This window comes from Amycolatopsis sp. 195334CR (genome assembly GCF_017309385.1).
In the GTDB taxonomy this organism is placed as follows: domain Bacteria; phylum Actinomycetota; class Actinomycetes; order Mycobacteriales; family Pseudonocardiaceae; genus Amycolatopsis.
Map to the genome: position 1 here is coordinate 1,795,514 of NZ_JAFJMJ010000001.1, position 16,584 is coordinate 1,812,097.

The 16,584-nt window shown below is 68.7% G+C and carries 20 protein-coding genes; 4 read left to right on the forward strand and 16 right to left on the reverse strand.

Annotated elements, in window-relative coordinates:
- Nucleotides 1-99: 99 nt before the first annotated feature.
- Together JYK18_RS08735 and JYK18_RS47965 are read left to right on the forward strand one after the other, a co-directional pair.
- A complete protein-coding gene (locus JYK18_RS08735; protein ID WP_206801609.1) occupies nt 100-369 on the forward strand; it encodes a DUF1778 domain-containing protein in 270 nt (89 codons plus the stop codon).
- Nucleotides 366-869 carry a GNAT family N-acetyltransferase gene (locus JYK18_RS47965; RefSeq protein WP_206801610.1) on the forward strand — a complete coding sequence of 168 codons (504 nt, stop codon included), beginning with the start codon at nt 366-368 and terminating at the stop codon, nt 867-869. Before JYK18_RS08735 ends, JYK18_RS47965 begins: the two co-directional genes overlap by 4 nt.
- A gap of 201 nt (nt 870-1,070) precedes the next feature.
- Here the strand turns inward: JYK18_RS47965 and thpD are convergent, their stop codons facing one another.
- The 9 genes from thpD to JYK18_RS08785 form a co-directional block, all read right to left on the reverse strand.
- Nucleotides 1,071-1,967, reverse strand: a complete 897-nt coding sequence (gene thpD, locus JYK18_RS08745) for an ectoine hydroxylase (RefSeq protein ID WP_374194998.1) — start codon at nt 1,965-1,967, stop codon at nt 1,071-1,073.
- A gap of 41 nt (nt 1,968-2,008) precedes the next feature.
- Nucleotides 2,009-2,401, reverse strand: coding sequence for an ectoine synthase (locus JYK18_RS08750; protein WP_113694800.1), 393 nt, complete (start codon nt 2,399-2,401; stop codon nt 2,009-2,011).
- Nucleotides 2,402-2,421: 20 nt separating this feature from the next.
- Nucleotides 2,422-3,675 (reverse strand): diaminobutyrate--2-oxoglutarate transaminase, encoded by a 1,254-nt coding sequence (ectB, locus tag JYK18_RS08755; protein WP_206804112.1) that lies wholly within the window; start codon nt 3,673-3,675, stop codon nt 2,422-2,424.
- A 54-nt stretch (nt 3,676-3,729) separates the two neighbouring features.
- Nucleotides 3,730-4,230, reverse strand: a complete 501-nt coding sequence (gene ectA, locus JYK18_RS08760) for a diaminobutyrate acetyltransferase (protein WP_206801612.1) — start codon at nt 4,228-4,230, stop codon at nt 3,730-3,732.
- A gap of 280 nt (nt 4,231-4,510) precedes the next feature.
- Nucleotides 4,511-5,047, reverse strand: a complete 537-nt coding sequence (locus JYK18_RS08765; RefSeq protein ID WP_206801613.1) for a DinB family protein — start codon at nt 5,045-5,047, stop codon at nt 4,511-4,513.
- Between the two features lie 12 nt (nt 5,048-5,059).
- Nucleotides 5,060-6,295 (reverse strand): DUF445 domain-containing protein, encoded by a 1,236-nt coding sequence (locus tag JYK18_RS08770; RefSeq protein ID WP_206801614.1) that lies wholly within the window; start codon nt 6,293-6,295, stop codon nt 5,060-5,062.
- Between the two features lie 37 nt (nt 6,296-6,332).
- Nucleotides 6,333-7,109 (reverse strand): Abi-alpha family protein, encoded by a 777-nt coding sequence (locus tag JYK18_RS08775; protein WP_307795830.1) that lies wholly within the window; start codon nt 7,107-7,109, stop codon nt 6,333-6,335.
- A 79-nt stretch (nt 7,110-7,188) separates the two neighbouring features.
- On the reverse strand, nt 7,189-7,800 hold the full coding sequence (locus JYK18_RS08780) for an alpha/beta hydrolase (RefSeq protein ID WP_206801615.1): 612 nt from the start codon (nt 7,798-7,800) through the stop codon (nt 7,189-7,191).
- Nucleotides 7,797-8,762: a ring-cleaving dioxygenase gene (locus tag JYK18_RS08785; protein ID WP_206801616.1), complete on the reverse strand. Its 966-nt coding sequence runs from the start codon at nt 8,760-8,762 to the stop codon at nt 7,797-7,799. Before JYK18_RS08785 ends, JYK18_RS08780 begins: the two co-directional genes overlap by 4 nt.
- A 98-nt stretch (nt 8,763-8,860) precedes the next feature.
- On the opposite strand from JYK18_RS08785, the gene JYK18_RS08790 reads away from it, so the two are divergent.
- Complete coding sequence (locus tag JYK18_RS08790) at nt 8,861-9,319, forward strand: MarR family winged helix-turn-helix transcriptional regulator (RefSeq protein ID WP_206801617.1); 459 nt, start codon at nt 8,861-8,863, stop codon at nt 9,317-9,319.
- Here the strand turns inward: JYK18_RS08790 and JYK18_RS08795 are convergent.
- The 5 genes from JYK18_RS08795 to JYK18_RS08815 form a co-directional block, all read right to left on the reverse strand.
- On the reverse strand, nt 9,316-9,753 hold the full coding sequence (locus JYK18_RS08795; protein WP_206801618.1) for a hypothetical protein: 438 nt from the start codon (nt 9,751-9,753) through the stop codon (nt 9,316-9,318). The two genes, JYK18_RS08790 and JYK18_RS08795, sit on opposite strands and share 4 nt — an antisense overlap.
- Nucleotides 9,754-9,999: 246 nt before the next feature.
- Nucleotides 10,000-10,845, reverse strand: coding sequence for an ABC transporter permease (locus JYK18_RS08800; protein WP_206801619.1), 846 nt, complete (start codon nt 10,843-10,845; stop codon nt 10,000-10,002).
- Entirely contained in the window at nt 10,842-11,813 is a 972-nt protein-coding gene (locus JYK18_RS08805; protein WP_206801620.1) for an ATP-binding cassette domain-containing protein, read from the reverse strand. Before JYK18_RS08805 ends, JYK18_RS08800 begins: the two co-directional genes overlap by 4 nt.
- Nucleotides 11,814-11,845: 32 nt before the next feature.
- The gene (locus tag JYK18_RS08810; protein ID WP_206801621.1) at nt 11,846-12,700 is read right to left on the reverse strand and encodes an SRPBCC domain-containing protein; all 855 of its coding nucleotides are present in this window, start codon (nt 12,698-12,700) and stop codon (nt 11,846-11,848) included.
- A complete protein-coding gene (locus JYK18_RS08815; RefSeq protein WP_206801622.1) occupies nt 12,697-13,011 on the reverse strand; it encodes a helix-turn-helix transcriptional regulator in 315 nt (104 codons plus the stop codon). The genes JYK18_RS08810 and JYK18_RS08815 overlap by 4 nt, the downstream gene beginning before the upstream one ends.
- 190 nt (nt 13,012-13,201) lie before the next feature.
- On the opposite strand from JYK18_RS08815, the gene ilvD reads away from it, so the two are divergent.
- Nucleotides 13,202-14,866 (forward strand): dihydroxy-acid dehydratase, encoded by a 1,665-nt coding sequence (gene ilvD / locus JYK18_RS08820; protein ID WP_206801623.1) that lies wholly within the window; start codon nt 13,202-13,204, stop codon nt 14,864-14,866.
- Nucleotides 14,867-14,929: 63 nt separating this feature from the next.
- Here ilvD and JYK18_RS08825 read toward each other — a convergent pair whose 3' ends face one another.
- Nucleotides 14,930-15,673 carry a class II fructose-bisphosphate aldolase gene (locus JYK18_RS08825; RefSeq protein WP_206801624.1) on the reverse strand — a complete coding sequence of 248 codons (744 nt, stop codon included), beginning with the start codon at nt 15,671-15,673 and terminating at the stop codon, nt 14,930-14,932.
- Nucleotides 15,651-16,568, reverse strand: coding sequence for an ROK family protein (locus JYK18_RS08830; RefSeq protein WP_206801625.1), 918 nt, complete (start codon nt 16,566-16,568; stop codon nt 15,651-15,653). The genes JYK18_RS08825 and JYK18_RS08830 overlap by 23 nt, the downstream gene beginning before the upstream one ends.
- Nucleotides 16,569-16,584 lie beyond the last annotated feature (16 nt).

A 16,584-nucleotide genomic window follows, 5' to 3' on the forward strand; every position in this document is an offset into this window, starting at 1 on the left:
GGGGAAGACGTTACTCGCAAACCGGGCGAGAAGCGGCGTGTCACCGATCGCCGGTAAACCACCTTGGCGTGTCCGTACACCTGCCGTACAGTTGTCAGCATGAGCACGAAGAACGATCGCGTGGAGCTGCGCATGAGCAGCGCCGACCGGCAACTGCTGGAAAGCGCCGCCGAGCACGTTCACGAGACGTTGTCGGACTTCACCCGCAGTGCCGCGGTGCAACGCGCGCAGAAGGTGCTGGCCCGCACCGCCATCACCCTGATGCCCGAGGACCAGTTCGACGATTTGCTGCAGTCACTGGACGCTCCCGATCCCGCACCGAAGCTCGCCGAGGTGGCTGCCCGCCCGAGGCGGTTCGAACGCAAGTGATCTACCAGTCCCAGTTCCTGGCCGAGCACCACGATTCCGGCGAGTTCGACTGCAAGGTCACCGACCTCAACCGGTGGTTGGCGAACGAAGCCTGGCGCGCTCAGCGCGCGGACACCGCGCGGACCAACGTGTGGACCGAACCCGAGAGCGACAAGATCCGGGCGTACTACTCGATCACGCCCACGATGGTCGCCCGTGCCGACCTCAGTGGCGGACAAGCTTCCGGCTACACCTCGGCCATCCCCGGTTACCTACTGGCCAAGCTGGCGCTGGACCAAACCCTGCACGGCCAGGGACTGGGCGGAGAACTCCTCTTCGATGCGATCAGTCGCATCATCGGTGCTTCGGAAGCCTATGGCGGCCGCCTGATCGTCGTCGACGCCATCGACGACAACGCCGCGGCCTTCTACTCCCGGTTCGGCTTCGTACCGGTCAAGCAGACCGAGGACCGGCTGGTGATGAAGATCAGCTCCGCCCGCGCCGCGCTCAAGGCCCTCTGACACAACCCCGGACACAACACCGCCCTGCACCATCAGTCCCGATCTGATGGTGCAGGGCGGTGTTGCCGACTGCCACGGCCGGCGAGCGGACGGTCTCACCCCGAGCAAGGAGTAACCGTCGCGTCACAACAACCGTGACGGAGACAACGTAACAGGCCACGAAGGGTTAGCGAAGAGCTACCCCTCGCGGCCTGATAACGATTATCGCCGGACCGGGGTGAAGTCGCGGCCGGCGATGAACTCCGGCCTCGCCTTCTCCGCAGCGAACGGCTCCACCACCGCGTTGTCCACGCTGTTGAACACCAGGAAGATGTTCGAGCGCGGGTACGGGGTGATGTTGTTCCCGGAGCCGTGCATGATGTTCGAGTCGAACCACAGCGCCGAGCCCGCGGCACCGGTGAACTGCTCGATGCCGTGCTCGGCGGCGAGCTTCGCGATCTCGTCCTCGTGGGGCACCCCCACCTTCTGCTCCTTGAGCGAGGACTTGTAGTTGTCCTCCGGGGTCCGCCCGGCGCACTGCACGAACGTGCGCTGGGAACCCGGCATCACCATCAACCCGCCGTTGAACGGGTAGTTGTCGGTGAGCGCGATGGAGCAGCTGACCGCCCTCGGCACCGGCATGCCGTCCTCGGCGTGCCAGGTCTCGAAGTCGGAGTGCCAGTAGAAGCCGTTGCCGCGGAACCCGGGCATGTAGTTGACCCGGCTCTGATGGACGTACACGTCGGACCCGAGGATCTGCCGCGCCCGGTCGAGCACTCGCGGATCCCGGACCAGCTCGTTGATCAGGTCGCTGATCTTGTGCACTTCGAAGATCGAGCGGACCTCACCACTGGCTTTCTCGGTGATCACCCTCTCGTCCGCCTTCAGCTCTTCGTCACCGGAGAGCCGGACGAGTTCCTGCCAGTAGGCCTGCACCTCGGCCGGGGAGAGCAGGCCCTCCACCTCCGAGTACCCCTTGGCGTCGTGCGAAGCCAAGGTCGCCGCGTCGATCGGACCGTCCGCCTCGGTGCCCCACACCGTGGGGTCCAGGCGGTCGATCGCCCCGGCCTCCCCCGCCGGGAGTCGGGTCGGGTAGGCGTCCCCGATCCGGGTGTCCATCAGAGTCAAACTGCTCGCCTCCTCGTGCTTCGCTCTTTCCGTCAGGACTCTTCGGTCACCAGCGGGTACACGCCGTTCTCGTCGTGCACCTCGCGACCGGTGACCGGCGGGTTGAAGACGCAGACCGTCTTCATGTCGGTCTTGGGCAGCACCTGGTGCTTGTCGTGGTCGTTGAGCAGGTACAGCGAACCGGGCTTGAGCTGGTGGCGTTCGCCGGTCGCCTTGTTGACCAGCTCGCCCTCGCCCTCGTAGACAAAAACGGCCTCGATGTGGTTGGCGTACCAGAAGTCGTTGACCGTGCCCGCGTAGAGCGTGGTCTCGTGCACCGAGAAGCCGACCTTCTCCTTCGCCAGGATGATGCGCTTGCTGCGCCAGTTCGGCGTCTTGATGTCGGCGTCGGTGTCGGTGATCTCGTCGAGGGTGCGGACGATCAAAGTCGTGTCTCCTTAGCTTCCTACTTGGTCAGCACGGCGCGAACGGACTCGCCGATGATCTCCAGGCCCTGGTCCAGCTCGGCGTCGTTGATGGTCAGCGCGGGCAGCAGCTTCATCACCTCGCCGTCCGGGCCGGAGGTCTCCATCAGCAGACCACGGTCGAAGGCCTCCCCGCACACCGAACCGGCCAGCTCGCCGCTGGCGAACTCGATGCCGCGGGCCAGGCCGCGGCCCTTCGCGACCAGCCCGGCCTCGGGGTACGCCTGCACGATCTCCTCGAAGACCGAGGCGATGCGCTCGCCCTTGGCGCGGGTGGACTGCTCGAGCTTGTCGTCGCTCCAGTACACGCGCAGCGCCTCGGCGGCGGTGACGAACGCCGGGTTGATGCCGCGGAAGGTGCCGTTGTGCTCACCCGGCTCCCACACGTCCAGCTCCGGCTTGATCAGCGTCAGCGCCAGCGGCAGGCCGTAGCCGCCGATCGACTTCGACAGGCAGACGATGTCCGGCTTGATGCCGGCGTCCTCGAAGCTGAAGAAGGGGCCGGTGCGGCCGCAGCCCATCTGCACGTCGTCGAGGATGAGCAGGATGTTGTGCCGCTGGCACAGGTCGGACAGGCCCTTGAGCCACTCCAGCCGGGCCGCGTTGATGCCGCCCTCGCCCTGCAGCGCCTCGACGATCACCGCGGCGGGTTCGTTCAGCCCGCTGCCGGAGTCCTCGAGCAGCCGCTCGAAGTACAGGAAGTCGGGGTAGGCGCCGTCGAAGTACTTGTCGTACGGCATCGGGGTGGCGTGCACCAGCGGCACACCGGCGCCCCCGCGCTTCATCGAGTTGCCGGTGACCGACAGCGCGCCCAGCGTCATGCCGTGGAAGGCGTTGGTGAAGTTGATGACCGACTCCTTGCCGGTCACCTTGCGGGCCAGCTTGAGCGCGGCTTCGACGGCGTTCGCGCCACCGGGACCGGGGAAGACCACCTTGTAGTCCAGCTCGCGCGGACCGAGGATCTTCTCCTGCAGCGTCTCCAGGAAGTCGCGCTTGGCCACGGTGAACATGTCCAGCGCGTGGGTCACGCCGTCGCGCGCGATGTAGTCGATCAGCGCCTGCTTGAGCGCCGGGTTGTTGTGGCCGTAGTTCAGCGCGCCCGCGCCGGCGAAGAAGTCGAGGTAGCCCTTGCCGGTCTCGTCGTAGAGCATGCTGCCCTGCGCCCGGTCGAAGACCACCGGCCAGCCGCGGCTGTAACTGCGGACCTCGGATTCGAGTTTCGAAAAGATTTCCATGTTCATCGCCAGTTCCGTCCGTCCCTGTGGAGTTGCCCCGTGGTTATGTGCGAATTACCTGCGCGCCAACGGCCCGATTCGATAAAGGTGCTCGGGTTCGTGCGCGCCGTCGTCATCCGGGAAATCGGCGGAACCGAAGAGTTCAGCGCTTTCCAGATCGGCTTCCCAGCGCTTCGCGAAGGACTCGAAGAGCTTGATGGAAGCCTGGTTGTCCGGGGTGATGGTGGTCTCGAGGTAGCGAACGCCCTGGCCGACCAACCGGTCGAACAGGGCGTCGAGCAACGCTCCGGCCAGCCCTTTTCCGCGTTGGGACGCGTCGACGGCGACCTGCCAGACCAGTGCCGCCTCGGGTTCGGACGGCTTGCGGTAGCCGATCACGAAGCCCACCGCCGCGCCGTCGGAACGCGCGACCACCGAGGTGTCGGCGAAATCGCGGCACCACAGCAGATAGGCGTAGGCCGAGTTCAGATCGAGCTTCTGGGAATCGCGCGCGATTCGCCAGAGCGCGGCACCATCTGCCTTGGTCGGGGATTCGATCAAGTGCTTTCCGGACATGTCAAACGAACTTAACAGAATCGCAAAGGGGGCTCAGCCCGAACGAACTAGTGCAGGTGCCCTACCAGGGCAGACACAGAAAACCCTGTGAGTATGGCAACAGTAACGTAGGATCGGCCGATTCCGTCGCCTATAATGCCGCAGCCAATCGATACCGCTTCGTGACGAAGCGGTCTCACTTCGGACACGGTAGTGGTCACGCTCACCAGATGCATCCCAAAGTGCACGTTTGGCCTAAGCATACGTTGGGTACTCCGGTACTTTTCCCAGCCGGAGGAGCCTACTCCCCGACCTCGCCATCGGCGAACTCCCGCAGCACGTCGAGGTGCCCGACGTGCCTCGCGGTCTCCTGGATCAGGTGGGTGAGCACCCACCGAACGGTCTTGTCCTCGCCCGGTCGTCGCACCGCGTCATCAGCGGTCAAACCGGCCAGCGCCTCGCGCGAGATCCGCCATTCCTCCTGGTAGGCGGCCACCAGCTCGGCCGGCGTCCCCGTCCTGCCCAGGCGGAACAGGTAGTCGTGGTCGCCGGTGTCGCCCCAGAGGTCTGGCCGGTCGCTGCCGCCACCGACGATGGTCAGCCACCACCGCTCGACCGCGGTCAGGTGGCGGAGGACGCCGAGCGCGTTCATCTCCGGCGACGCCGGGAACGGGCAGCCCGCGGCCTCGGCCCGGCTCAGCCCGGCGACCTTGTTGACCGCCGTCGCGCGCAGGAAGTCGAGGAAGCCCCAGAGCAGCGTCAGCTCGTCGCCCGCCCGGGTTTCCGGCCAGTACCGGGCCACCGATTCCGCCATTTCTCCCGAACTGGAGTTCGACATGCGGAAAAGGTATCAGGCGGCGAAGTGCTCCAGCAGCAGAACCTGCGCCTCACCGACGGCGAACCCGAGCAGCGCGCCGGTGGCGATCAGGATCCATTCGTCCTGCTGGAAGGCCGGCCGGAGCAGGCCCTCGAACTCGGCGGGCGGCAGTTCCTTCATCTTGGTGACCAGCAGGTTCCGGATGTCCATCGCGTCTTCGGCGTAGTCCTCGATGTAGGTCATCGTCTCCGGCAGCCGCGCCATGATCAGCTCGGAGATCCGCAGCTTCATCGACTGGTAGCGCTTGCTGCCGACGGCCATCACCACCAGCGGCCTGGCCAGGCTGGTGTGCTTGGCCAGCTCGGCGTCGACCTGCCGCTGGACCAGCGCCAGTACCTTGTCCGAGGCGGGTCCGCGCAGCACCGCCTCGATCACGTTGTGCGGGGTGATGATCTCCTTGGCGATCAGCGCGCCGTAGGCCTCGGACACCTCGGCGCGGCGCTTGAGGAACAGGCCCTGCCACTCGAACAGGCCGAGGTAGCGCTTCGGCTGCTGCGGCCGGAAGATCATCTTCAACGCCAGCCAGTCGGTGAACCACCCGGTGAACAGGCCGAACAGCGGCATGATCAGCGGGGCCTTGAACAGGATCCAGACCACCATCTGGACCACGCCGATCGCCCCGCCGAAGAAGATGCCGGAGCGGGCGATGAACTTGAACTCCTTGTCGCCTGCCTCCTGGAAGATCCGGTTGAGCAGCCGCTTGTCCTTGACCAGGCTGGTGACCACCATGTCCTTGAGGTCGAAGACGCTGTCCACGTCCTCCTTGACCCCGTCCATGATGGACGCGACCATCCGCGGCGACTCGGCCTGCACGCGGGTGATCACCAGCCGCTGCACCCGCGTCGGCAGCGATTCCCACAGTCCGGGCTGGTACTCGGCGGCGACCTCGCGGACGATCTCCTCGACCCCGGCCAGCAGCGGTTTCTCGATCTCCTTGGCGATGCGCTCGGGATCGAGCCGGTTGAGCACGTCCCTTGGCTTGATCAGCTGCTGGGTCATCGTGTCGCAGGCGATGCCCGCCATCCGGGCCGCACGCTTGGGCACCACCCCCTGCCAGCCCAGGAACGGTTTGATGCCAACGAATTCCACCGGCTGGAACATCATCCGGATGGCCACCAGCTTGGTGGTGTACCCGATCAGCGCGGCGATCAGCGGGATGGAGCAGTAGAGCGGCCAGTTCCGCGCGAAGTCGTCAACGATGCCGCTCATGGCTCATGATCACACGGGGGTCCACCTGGGACAATGATCAGCTTCGCGCCGGATCGCAGGCCGCCCAGAATTCCTTGCCGAGCCGCGAGATGTGCACGGTCCGGCGAACGAACTTCACCCGTTTGACCGAGTTCTCCGCGGCGCGCACCGCGTCGTCGGTCATCAGGATCTCGTACTGCGTCTCCAGTTCCGGCACCTCCTCGTCCAGTTCGGCCAGGCCGAGGCCGAGCAGCCGGGTGACGTAGCTGGGCACGTGGTCGAGCAAGGTCACCCCGGCCGCCTTGCCCACGGTGGACGCGTTGCGCAGCACCACCCGCCCGGTGCCGCCGAGGCCGTTGCGCTCGGTGACGTCGATCAGCGGGAACGGCGCGCCGTCGGCCAGCGCGGAGAGGATGCGTGCCTCGTCCGGGGTGAGCTGGCGCAGGATGATCGCGTACAGGTACTCGCGGGCGCGCTCGCGGCCGAAGCCGATGGACCGGTTCAGCAGCTCGGCCATCGCCGCGCGCAGCGGTTCGATGGTCTCCGAGGACGGCATCACCACCACCGTGCCGCGGATCTCGCCGGTCAGCGGGGGCTGGATGTGCCGCCCGTTGCCGACGTTCATCGCGGACGCGGCGCTCAGCGCGGCGAGGTACGGGTCGTCGACCTCTTCGAGCCGCTTGCGCAACTCGGTCAGCGCGAGCCGTTCGAGCGAGCGCAGCCCGCGCTCGGCGGCGTCGGCGCCGGGCAGGCGCTTGCCGAGCGTGTAACCGGCGCGGGCGGCGATGCTCGCCAGCTTGCCCGCCCGCTCGGCGAAGTTCTCCGGAGCTCCCACGACGCGCTCTCCCCTCGTGACGCCCCGGATACTACTTTTCAGTAGGTTCGTTGGTCCGAACGGACGCCCGTTGCCTCCATCACACCACGAGCCAGGCCTTCGCGGCGGCCAGCCCGTCGAGGGTGATCTGGTGCCCGCCCGCGTGCCGGTGCTCGGTGACCTCGGCGGAGCGTTCGCGCAGGAAGTCCACGTACTGCTCGGTCGAGGCCAGCGGCGCCATCGGGTCGCGCTCGCCGTTGGACAGGAAGACGCGGGTGCCGCGCAGTTCCCGCTTCGGCGGGTCCGGCACCGGCGACATCGCGGCGAACAGCATCGCCTCGGTCAGCGCGTCCGGCCGCAGCAACGCCGTCGCGCCCGCGATGTTGGCGCCGTTCGAGAAGCCGACCGCGACCAGGCGCCGGTCACCGAGGCCGTACAGCTCCCGCGCCTCGAGCACGAAGTCGGCGAGCTGGTTGGCCCGGAAGAGCACGTCCTGGGTGTCGAACACGCCCTCGCGCAGGCGGCGGAACCACCGCGCGGCGCCGTGCTCGGACACCGGACCGGCCGGCGCGAGCAGCGTCGCGTCCGGGTTCAGCTCCCCGGCGAGGCCGACCAGGTCCTCGGGCCCGCCGCCGGTGCCGTGCAGCAGGAGCAGCACGGGCGCCGACGGGTCGCCTTCGACGAACTTGTGCTCGAACTGGAGGTCGGTCATTTCCGCTCCATGTCGTTTTCCGCGGGCAGTTCCAGCTTCGGCAGCGCGGCCTCGATCTGGTCGCGGGTCGGCTCCAGCCACGGCGGCAGCTTGAGCGCGCGGCCCAGCTCCAGCAGCGGCTCGTCGATCGAGAAGCCGGGCTCATCGGTGGCCATCTCCAGCAGCGTGCCGCCCGGCTCGCGGAAGTAGATCGAGCGGAAGTACTGGCGGTCCAGGATCGAGGTGACGTTGACCCCGCGGTCGACCAGTTCCTCGCGCCAGGCCACCTGGGTCTGCTCGTCGGGCACCCGCCAGGCGACGTGGTGCACCGTGCCGGAGGCGACCAGGCCGCGCGGCGCGTCCGGCGTGACCAGCACGTCGACCAGCGCACCCGGGCCACCGTCACCGGCGGCGAAGCGGAACCGGTTGCCGTCCTGCTCGGTGAAGCTCAGGCCGATGCCGTCGGTCAGCATCTCCGCGGTCGCGTCCTCTTTGGACACCGAGAGGGTGACCGAGTGCAGGCCGCGGATGGCGTGCTCGGCGGGCACCAGCGGGGTGTCCCACGGGTCGCGGGGGTCGCCCTGCGGGTGCGCGACCAGCGCGAGCTTGAGCCCGTCCGGGTCGGCGAAGGTCAGCACGTCCTCGTTGTCGCGGTTGGTCACCCGGCTGGTCCGCAGGCCGGTGCCCTCCAGGTGCTGCCTCCACCAGCCGATCGAGTTCTCCGGCACGGAGAACGAGGTGGTGGTCGCCTGGCCGGTGCCGTGCCGTCCGCCGGGCGCGTCCTTCCACGGGAAGAAGGTCATCAGCGTGCCGGGCTTGCCGGACTGGTCGCCGTAGTAGAGGTGGTAGGTGCCGGGGTCGTCGAAGTTGACCGTGGTCTTCACCAGCCGCAGGCCGAGGGTGCGGAGGTAGAAGTCGGCGTTGCGCTGGGGGTCTCCGCCGATGGCGGTCACGTGGTGGAGGCCGCTGGTCTTGATGGACATCGCTACTCCTCGGGAAGCGGGGGTGCACTCAAGCTAACCGGTAAACCTCTCGCGCGCAAGATATATTCCGGCGAGAGATCTGGGGTACACTGGCGCCCGTGACGCGACCGGATCCGAGTACCGACGACGACGAGATCGTGACCTGGTGGGGCCTGGTGATCGAGGGCTACCTGGCCACGCAGAACAAGTTGATGGGCGAGATCGCCGAGCGCTTCGGCCTGGCGCCCGCCTCGTTCGACATCCTGCTGCGGCTGGTGCGTTCCCCGGAGAACCGGATGCCGATGACCCGGCTGGCCGGTGAGGCGGCGTTGTCCAGCGGCGGGTTCACGAAGGTGGCCGACCGCCTGGTGGCGGCCGACCTGATCTGCCGCGTCCCCTCCCCGGACGACCGGCGGGTCACCTACGCGGTGCTCACCGACCACGGCCTTTCGGTGGCGCTGGAAGCACGCCGGGCCTGTGCCGAGATCCTGCGGAAGATCGTGCTGGCCCCGCTCGGCACGGAGGCGTCGACCTCACTGGCCGACGCCATGCGCACCCTTCGGACGCACAACTCCTAGGCGCTGAGCGCCTCCGCGCGAGCCGCGGCCTCGGTGCGGATGCCGACCGCTACCCAGACGACGAAGGCCCACACGACCAGCGAAGAGAGCAGGTCGGTGAAGATCGTGGCGAACCAGAAGGCCGGGATGTCGGGCACGCCGAAGAGGAAGTGGCCCAGGCTCGCCAGCCCCGAGAGCGAGAAGACCAGCAGGTAGGCGTTCGCCGCCCAGTACCGGCGTCGCTGGTAGGCGACGAACGCGAGCAGGGCGAAGGCCGCGAAGAGGAACCACCCGGCGCCGACGAAGATGCGTGTGGCCAGGAGGCTCATCCCTTCGACCGGCGGGTAGTCCTCGGCGCGGATGGTGTTGTGCGCGTAGTGCAGGCCCGTGGTGAGCAGGCTCCCCAGCAGGACCCAGCGCAGGATCCGGAACCCGCGTTCGTGCCGGACATCCATGGCCGCCTCCCAGATTTGATAGATCGCTCTAGCGCCGAGAGTAGGCGGCCGAATGGGCCTGGCACAAGGGCCGGGGACGCTCCCGGTCAGCGAGCCGGGCGCCCAAACCAGGACACCACCCAGACTCCCCCTTCCCCATCCCGGTCCAAAGCCAAAACACGGCGAAGACCCCGATGTCAAGGCATCTTTCCCGCCTTGACATCGGGGTCTTCGCCGTAGTCACACTGAAAAACCGGGGTGGGGGGTTCAGCGTTGGCGGCCGTAGAGGCGCATGGTGATCGGGCCGAAGATGGCGATCAGCACCGCACACGAGCCGAACACCCACAGCAGGTCCGAGCCGGCGACCGTGCCGTGCATCAGGCCGCGCACCGAGCTGACCAGGTGCGTCACCGGGTTCACCTCGACCACCGCGCGCAGCCAGGACGGCATGGTGGCCGGGTCGACGTAGATATTGCTGCCGAAGGTCAACGGCATCAGCACCATCATGCTCCAGCCCATCACCGACTTCGACGTGGACAGCTTCAGCCCGAACATCGTCCACACCCACGACAGGCTGAACGAGAACACCAGCAGCATGGCCACCGCGGCGACCACGCCGACAAACCCGCCGTCCGGCCGGAAACCCAGCAGCAGCCCCAGAAGAATGGTGATGGTGGCCCCGAGCAGGTACCGGACGGCGTCCCCGAACAGGGCACCGACGATCACCGACGGCCGCCAGATCGGCAGCGAGCGGAACCGGTCGAAGATGCCCTTCGAGATGTCCTCGTTGATCCCGATCCCGGTGTACATGGTGATCATCACGACGCTCTGCACCAGGATGCCCGGCAGGAAGAACTGCAGGTAGTTCTCGGTCGACCCGGCCAGCGCACCACCGAACAGGTAGGTGAACATCAGCGTCATCATGATCGGGAACGCGGTCACGTCGAACAACTGGTCCGGCACGTGCTTGATCTTCAGCAACGCACGCCAGCCGAAGGTGAACGAGGTGGACAGCGCGCTCGGCTTCGGCGGCCGCTCGCGGGTCGCCAGCGCCTTGAGCAGTGCGTCGTCGACCACCTGGGAACTGGTGGCCTGCGCGGACGTCGTGGTCATGCCACGCTCCCCTCGAGCTCGTCCTCGGCTTCTTCGGCGGTGTGCCCGGTCAGCGCCAGGAACACCTCGTCCAGGCTCGGCTGCCCGAGCGAGTAGGCGGCCACCCGCACCCCGGCGGCGGGCAGTTCGGCCAGCGCCGCGGCCACCTTGTCCGGGTCGGGCACGCGCACGGTCAGCGCCACCGGGTCGGAATCCAGCTCGACCGGCACGTCGAGCACCCGCCCGAGCACCCGGCCCGCTTCCTCGCGCATTTCCGGTTCGCTCACGCGGACGTGCAGCGCGCCGGTGCCGACCGAGGCCTTGAGCTGCCCCGAAGTGCCCTCGGCGATGATCTTGCCGCGGTCGATCACCGCGATCCGGTCGGCCAGCTGGTCGGCCTCCTCCAGGTACTGCGTGGTCAGCAGCACCGTGGTGCCACCGGCGACCAGCGCGCGCACGATGTCCCACACCTGGTTGCGGCTGCGCGGGTCGAGCCCGGTGGTCGGCTCGTCGAGGAACATCAGGTCCGGCGCGATGACGATGCTCGCGGCGATGTCGATCCGCCGCCGCATGCCGCCGGAGTACGTCTTCACCAGCCGCTCGGCGGCCTCCTCCAGCCCGAACGCCTCGAGCAGCTCGCCCGCCCGCTTCTTCGCCCCCGGCCGGGAGAACCCGAGCAACCTGGCCAGCAGCACCAGGTTCTCCAGCCCGGACAGGTCCTCGTCGACCGAGGCGAACTGACCGGTCAGGCTGACCCGCCTGCGGACCGCGTCCGCCTCGGTGGCCAGGTCGTGCCCGAACACCCGCGCCGTGCCGCCGTCCGGTTTGAGCAGGGTGGCGAGCATGCGGATGGTGGTGGTCTTGCCCGCGCCGTTCGGCCCGAGGAAGCCGTAGACCCGGCCCTCGGGCACGGCCAGGTCGACCCCGTCCACCGCTCTCGTCTTGCCGAACGTCTTCACCAGGCCGTTGGCCTCGATCGCCAAATCCATCGAACCCCCATCGGGTAGAGCGCCGAAATCGATCATGAAGTTCCACGCAGCAGGTCGGCGAACAACTGCTCGAGCCGTTCCTGCCAGGCGGCAAGGACGGTAGCGCGCACCCCCGACAATTTCGCCGGAATTGTCTGGGTCAGCTCCACGTAGGTGGCGAGTTCGGGGTCGTGGACGAGGCGCCAGCGCACCAGCCCGGCGTTCTCCCCGTCGTGCCGCCACCGGTAGGTCAGGTCCCGCGGCGCGTCCACCGCCACGACCTGTCCGGCGGGCACCGGGCCGATGGTGAACGGTAACGGCGGCTCCTGCCCGATTTCAACCGTTTTCCCCCCGCTGAGCGCGGCCCACACGGTGTCGAACGGGCGCCACACCACGTCGAGCACGAAGCGCACCCCGTCCTCGGTCTCCTCGCCCCGCGCCAGTTCGAATTCCCGCAGGTAGGACTGCATGAGCGGGCGGTGGTCGAGCGGTTCCTCGGTGCGCCCGTCGAGCCGCGCCACCATCGCCGCGAGGCACACGTCCCAGCCCGCCGCGGTACGCGCCGCGGTGAACCGCGCCCCGGCGTCGACGGTGTGCGTGAAAACCAGCACGCAACCGGCTTCCGCGGGCAAAAGCTCGAACCGGAGCACGTCGGAGTTCCAGCGGAAGGCGTGGACCTTCGGTGGGTCGTATTCGAGCACCTCACCGTAAGTCGTTTCTTCCTCACCTTCGAAGGCGAATTCCATCTTCGCGCCCGGCTTGGGTTCGGCGGTGATCAGCGCCGGGAACCAGTGCGCCATTTCGGCGGGTTCGCTGATCGCGCGCCAGACTTTCGCGGGCGAGTGCCGGAGCGTGCGTTCGAACCGCAGCACGGGCTTGCCCTCGACGGTGTTCAGTTCGGATTTCACGACGGGTCCTCCATGGTGTCCAGGTGTCGTTCGAGCGCGTCGAGGCGCGACTCCCACAACGCGCGGTAGGGCGCGAGCCAGGCGTCGATCTCGGCGAGCGGCTCGGGGCACAGCCGGTACCACCGCCGCTGCGCGTCCTGGCGCACTTCGACGAGACCCGCCTCGCGCAGCACCTTCAGATGCTTCGACACCGTGGGCTGGGTGAGCGTCAGCCGGTCGACCAGGTCCCCGACCGGGCGTTCCCCGGCGCGGAGCAGGTCGAGGATCTCGCGGCGCCGGGGCTCGGCCAGCACTTCGAACGTAGTTGCCACCCGGGCAATATAGCCGACGAGGCATTTGCGATGTCAAGGCGCGGCCCCGCAAGCTGGACTGCACAACCTGCGGGGCCTCGGCCGAGTAAGCGCCCGGGCACAAACTCAACCTGTGATCGGGATACCCGCCACCGGGGCTGATCACACACAAGGACTCGCGAACCGCCGGGGTGGCGGACAGAATGGGGCGATGGCCGACCTGAAACCACGCAGCCGGGACGTCACCGACGGAATGGAACGAGCGGCCGCGCGCGGCATGTTGCGTGCCGTCGGCATGGGGGACGAGGACTTCGCGAAACCGCAGATCGGCATCGCGTCCTCGTGGAACGAGATCACCCCGTGCAACCTCTCCCTGCAACGGCTGGCGCAGGCGAGCAAGCAGGGCGTGCACGCCGGCGGTGGCTTCCCGATGGAGTTCGGCACCATCTCGGTGTCCGACGGGATCTCCATGGGGCACGAGGGAATGCACTTCTCGCTGGTGTCCCGCGAGGTGATCGCCGATTCGGTGGAGACGGTGATGCAGGCCGAGCGGCTGGACGGCTCGGTGCTGCTGGCCGGGTGCGACAAGAGCCTGCCGGGCATGCTGATGGCCGCCGCCCGGCTCGACGTGGCCTCGGTGTTCCTCTACGCGGGGTCGATCCTGCCCGGCACGGTGGACGGCCGCGAGGTCACCATCATCGACGCCTTCGAGGCGGTCGGCGCGTGTGCGCGCGGGCTGATCTCCCGGGAGGAGGTCGACAAGATCGAGCGCGCGATCTGCCCCGGTGAGGGCGCGTGCGGTGGCATGTACACGGCGAACACGATGGCGTGCGCGGCCGAGGCGCTGGGCATGTCGCTGCCGGGTTCGGCGAGCCCGCCGTCGGTGGACCGCCGCCGCGACCGGTTCGCGCGCGAGAGCGGTGAGGCCGTGGTCGGCTTGCTCGGCGCGGGGATCACCGCGCGGCAGATCCTCACGCGCGAGGCCTTCGAGAACGCGATCGCCGTGGTGATGGCACTGGGCGGGTCGACGAACGCGGTGCTGCACCTGCTGGCCATCGCGCACGAGGCCGAGGTCGAGCTGACCCTGGACGACTTCACCCGGATCGGCGACCGGGTCCCGCACCTGGCCGACGTGAAACCGTTCGGGCGGCACGTGATGACCGCGGTGGACCGGGTCGGCGGGGTGCCGGTGGTGATGAAGGCGCTGCTGGACGCGGATCTGCTGCACGGTGACTGCCTGACCGTGACCGGGAAGACGCTGGCCGAGAACCTGGCCGAACTGGCGCCGCCGGAGTTGGACGGCGAGGTGGTGCGCAAGCTGTCCGACCCGATCCACCCGACCGGCGGGCTCACCATCCTGCACGGCAGCCTCGCCCCGGAGGGCGCGGTGGTGAAGAGCGCGGGCTTCGACTCGACGCGTTTCGAAGGCACCGCAAGGGTTTTCGACGGCGAGCAGGCCGCGATGGACGCGCTGCCGACGCTGCAACCCGGTGACGTGGTGGTGATCCGGTACGAGGGGCCGCGTGGCGGGCCGGGCATGCGGGAGATGCTCGCGGTGACCGGCGCGATCAAGGGCGCCGGGCTGGGCAAGGACGTCCTGCTGCTCACCGATGGCCGGTTTTCCGGTGGTACCACGGGTTTGTGCGTCGGGCACGTGGCACCGGAGGCGGCGCACGGCGGGCCGATCGCGTTCGTCGCCGACGGGGACCCGATCGTGCTGGACCTGACCACGCGCACGCTGGACGTGGTCGTGGCCCCGGACGAACTCGCGCGACGGCAGGAAGGCTGGACGCCACCGGTGGGGCACCGAACCGGGGTGCTCGGGAAGTACGCGCGCCTGGTCGGCTCGGCCGCCCAGGGTGCCGTCTGCTCCTAGCGAGTGCGGTGAATGTGGCTTTCACTGCGGATTTCGCTGTGAAAGCCACATTCACCGCATCGGTCAGGCGCCGTGGAGTTCCAGGATCCGGCTGACTTCGGCGGCCAGCCGGTCCCGTCCGGCGGCCAGGTAGGCACAGGGGTCGTGCATCGACGGGTTCCGGTGCCGGTACTCCATCACCCCGTCCGCGAACACCCGCCGCACCAGGTCGGCGCAGGTCAGGCGCATCACCCCGGCGCGCACCGCGGCGGCCAGCTCCTCGTCCGTCCCCACCGGACAGTCGGCCAGCGCCAGTGGAACCCCGGTTCGCTGGCGCAGCCGGGAAATCAGGTCCAGGTCGGGCTGGCCGTCCCGCGCGCCGACGGCCAGCGTGTCCACCCCGGTGGCCGCCGCGAACTCGCCGGCGTTCACCGGGTCGACCCGGCCGCCGAGCCCAGCCTCCACCCAGACCCCGTTGCGGTGGCAGTACTCCACCACCTCCCGGGTCACCGCCAAGTCCGAAGTGGACACCCGGAACAACACCGAACCGAAGCCCAGTTCGACCACCTCGGTCATCCGCGACAACGAGTCCACGTGGTCGAAGTGCAGCGCCACCGGCACGGTCGCCGACTTCGCCGCGGCCAGCGCCGCGGCCGCGATCGGGGCCAGCGCGCCGTGGTACCGCACCGCGGCCCGGCTGATCTGCAGCAGCACCGGCGAGCGCACCGCCTGCGCCCCGTCGATCACCGCGCTCAGCTGCTCCAGCTGGATGACGTCGAACGCGACCCGCCCCGGCCGCAGGATTTCACGCGCCGATACCAGCGGCATCCGTCACCTGCCAGGCGAGCAGCCCCGCGCCGAGGCAACCGGCGCGATCCCCGAGTTCGGCCATCCGCAGTTCCGGCGCCCGCTGGAAGGTCAGGTACCCCGTCAGCGCCTCGCGCACCGGATCGACCAGGAACTCCCCCGCGCTGAACAACCCGCCCCCGAGCACCACCACCTCCGGCGCGAGCACCGTGGTGAGCAACCGGAGTCCGCGCGCGAGCGCGTCCACCGCCTCGTCGAAGACCGCCTTCGCATCCGGGTCACCGGCTCGCGCCGCGTCGACCACACCACGCGCGCCTTCGTCGGGCCGCCCGGTCCGTTCGGCGAACCGCCGCCCGATCGCCGAAGCCGACGCGACCGCCTCCAGGCATCCGACCGCCCCGCACGCGCACGGCACCCCGTGCCCGACGTCGGCGTGCCCGATCTCCCCCGCGTAACCCCCCGACGCGTACGGCTTGCCGTCGATCATGATCGCCACCGCGATCCCGGTGCCCACCGGGAGGAACGCGGAGTTGGCCACCCCGCGCGCGGCGCCGACGGTCGCCTCGGCGAGCCCGCCCGCGCGCACGTCGTGGTCGAAGGCGACCGGCACGCCCAGCCGTTCGGCGAGGATCGCCTCGAACGGCACGTCCCGCCAGCTCAGGTTGGACGAGTAGTGCGCCACGCCCCCGTCGACGATGCCCGGCACGACCACGCCGACCCCGGCCGGCTTGCCGCCGCCGGTCAGCTCCGCGGTCAGCGCCACCACCTGCTCGGCGACCGCCGCCGCGGTGGTGTGCCCGCCGAGCGCCCGCGCCGTCGGCTGCCGCAGCACCTTCAGTTCGGCCAGGTCACGGTCGAGCAGGGCGGCCTTGATCGCCGTCCCGCCGATGTCCAGTGCCACCACCGCAGAATCCATGCGCTGATTCTGCCGC

What these genes read in the sequence shown, in the direction of transcription:
- JYK18_RS08735 (WP_206801609.1), top strand. Translation starts at nt 100, where the DNA reads ATGAGCACGAAGAACGATCGCGTGGAGCTGCGCATGAGCAGCGCCGAC.
- thpD (WP_374194998.1), bottom strand. Translation starts at nt 1,967, where the DNA reads ATGGACACCCGGATCGGGGACGCCTACCCGACCCGACTCCCGGCGGGG.
- ectB (WP_206804112.1), bottom strand. Translation starts at nt 3,675, where the DNA reads ATGGAAATCTTTTCGAAACTCGAATCCGAGGTCCGCAGTTACAGCCGC.
- ectA (WP_206801612.1), bottom strand. Translation starts at nt 4,230, where the DNA reads ATGTCCGGAAAGCACTTGATCGAATCCCCGACCAAGGCAGATGGTGCC.
- JYK18_RS08765 (WP_206801613.1), bottom strand. Translation starts at nt 5,047, where the DNA reads ATGTCGAACTCCAGTTCGGGAGAAATGGCGGAATCGGTGGCCCGGTAC.
- JYK18_RS08770 (WP_206801614.1), bottom strand. Translation starts at nt 6,295, where the DNA reads ATGAGCGGCATCGTTGACGACTTCGCGCGGAACTGGCCGCTCTACTGC.
- JYK18_RS08780 (WP_206801615.1), bottom strand. Translation starts at nt 7,800, where the DNA reads ATGACCGACCTCCAGTTCGAGCACAAGTTCGTCGAAGGCGACCCGTCG.
- JYK18_RS08785 (WP_206801616.1), bottom strand. Translation starts at nt 8,762, where the DNA reads ATGTCCATCAAGACCAGCGGCCTCCACCACGTGACCGCCATCGGCGGA.
- JYK18_RS08795 (WP_206801618.1), bottom strand. Translation starts at nt 9,753, where the DNA reads ATGGATGTCCGGCACGAACGCGGGTTCCGGATCCTGCGCTGGGTCCTG.
- JYK18_RS08800 (WP_206801619.1), bottom strand. Translation starts at nt 10,845, where the DNA reads ATGACCACGACGTCCGCGCAGGCCACCAGTTCCCAGGTGGTCGACGAC.
- JYK18_RS08805 (WP_206801620.1), bottom strand. Translation starts at nt 11,813, where the DNA reads ATGGATTTGGCGATCGAGGCCAACGGCCTGGTGAAGACGTTCGGCAAG.
- ilvD (WP_206801623.1), top strand. Translation starts at nt 13,202, where the DNA reads ATGGCCGACCTGAAACCACGCAGCCGGGACGTCACCGACGGAATGGAA.
- JYK18_RS08825 (WP_206801624.1), bottom strand. Translation starts at nt 15,673, where the DNA reads ATGCCGCTGGTATCGGCGCGTGAAATCCTGCGGCCGGGGCGGGTCGCG.
- JYK18_RS08830 (WP_206801625.1), bottom strand. Translation starts at nt 16,568, where the DNA reads ATGGATTCTGCGGTGGTGGCACTGGACATCGGCGGGACGGCGATCAAG.